Below are 1,900 nucleotides of genomic sequence, written 5' to 3' on the forward strand. Positions count from 1 at the left end.
CGCCGGGAGCGCGGGCCGCCCCACGCGCGACGCGCCCCACGCGCGACCTGCCCGGAGCTGGAGTCACGCATGCGGCCCGCCTCAAGAGCAGGAGCCAGGTGGCCGGCGAGCCACGGAGCTAGTGAGCCAGGATGTGGGTGGGGGTCAGGGCGCGGGCGAGGTGAGGAAATCGCGGGCGCCGCGCAGCCGGGTGCGGAGGCGGCGCTGGGTGGCGGAGCAGTCCAGCCGCACCTCGTACGGGGCGTGGAGGCCGGCGTCGGCCCGGCGGCCGGAGGGCAGGCGGGCCGCGTCGAGCCCGTCCCGGCGGGCGATGAGGAGCCCGAGCTCGTAGCGGGTCAGGGCGTCGGAGCCGGCGACGTGCAGGATGCCGGACAGCCCGCGCACCGCCGCCTCCATGAGCGCCGACGCCAGGTCGGTGACGTGCACCGGGCACTTCACGTCGTCCGTGAACAGGCTCCCCGCACGCCGCCCCGTGGCCAGCGCGTGCACGAGCGACTCGTGAGTCGAGCGGCCGTACCCGATGATCAGGGAGGTCCTGGCGATCGCCGCACCTGGCGCCACGGCCCGCACCGCCGTCTCGGCCGCCGCCTTGGCGGCACCGTACGGGCTGACCGGGTCGGGCGGGTCCCCTTCGCAGTAGCGGGAGGCCGCGCCGGAGAAGACGACGTCGCTGGAGACGTGGACCAGGTGAGCGCCGGTGCCGGCGGCGGCCAGAGCGATGTTCGCCGCGCCGTCGGCGGTGCTCGCCCAGTCCGCCTGGCGGTAGGCGGCGTTGATCACCGTCTCAGGCCCGAACGCCTCGAAGGTGTCCGCCGCCTCCGAGCGCGAACGCACGTCCAGAGGCAGCCACCGGATCCCCGGCCGCTCTCCCGGCCGGGTCAGATAGGTCGCGGCCACGTCGTGGCCTGCTTCGGCGCCGAGTCGTACGAGCTCGGTGCCGAGAAAGCCGCTCCCGCCCACGATGAGAATCCGCACGCCGCGCCACGCTACCCCCTCGGCGACGTCAAAGTGGGTGGGGGTGCCATCGGACAGGCGTGCCGCAGGAGATCGCCCGCGCCTGGTCCCTGACCTCGGACGCGAACAGCCTCAGGCCCAGGGCCTCGAAGTCAGCCGCCGTCGCGAGGAGCGCCACCGGGTCGGCCTGTGTCAGGGCGCGGGCGTGGTGGGCCGCCAGCCGTACGCGCGGGCCGTCCTGGATCTCCGCCAGCTCCGTCAGGCGGGGGAGTGCGGCGGCCGGGGCTCCCAGGCGTACGGCGTCGTGCAGCGCCATCGACTCGAAGGACGCCGGCCCGCCCTGCCGGCACTCGCCGGCGAGGGCGAGGGCGAGCGTCACGGCCCGCGACAGGTCGCCGCGGGCCGCCTCCGCCCACACGCCGGCGTGCGCCACCCAGTGCCGCAGCCCGGTCCACGTGATCCGGCTCCGCGCCGCCGCCAGCGCCGCCTCCTGAGCGCCCGTGCCGTCTCCTCGCAGCGCCAGAGCCGTCGCGTACGCCGCCATCCGCTCCGCCCGGCCCAGCGGCGTCTCGTGGCCTGCAGGGGTGCGCAGGAGGAGCAGCGCCGCGCCCAGCTCGCCTCTGAGCATCGCCAGCCGTCCCTGGGCGAGGGCCCACCCGCCGGCGTCCGCCCAGCCGTGACCGCCGGAGCGCATGGAGGCGATCGCCTCGGCGGTGACGCCCAGGTCGCCGGCGAAGTCGCCGCACATGGCCCACGTCGCATGCAGAAGCGCGTCCGGGGCGTGGGGGCCGGCCAGGAGCTCACGGACGATGCGGACGGCCTCGGCGGTCCGACCGGCCTGACACAACGCCAGCGTCCGCGCCTTCCACACCTCCGCCTCCGCTTCTGTCCTCGGCTCGGCCTCCGCTTCTGCCCTCGCCTCGGCCCCCGGCCCTGCCCCTGGCTC

Annotated in this window: 2 protein-coding genes; both read right to left on the reverse strand. The window is 76.3% G+C overall.

Annotated features, from left to right (window positions below):
- Window positions 1-144: 144 nt before the first annotated feature.
- Complete coding sequence (locus ETD85_RS62000; protein WP_138699051.1) at window positions 145-975, reverse strand: SDR family oxidoreductase; 831 nt, start codon at window positions 973-975, stop codon at window positions 145-147.
- 28 nt (window positions 976-1,003) lie between these two features.
- Window positions 1,004-1,900 (reverse strand): hypothetical protein (locus tag ETD85_RS62005; protein ID WP_206059650.1); only part of this gene is annotated, 897 nt, incomplete at its 5' end.

Source organism: Nonomuraea zeae (genome assembly GCF_005889725.1).
Lineage (GTDB): Bacteria > Actinomycetota > Actinomycetes > Streptosporangiales > Streptosporangiaceae > Nonomuraea > Nonomuraea zeae.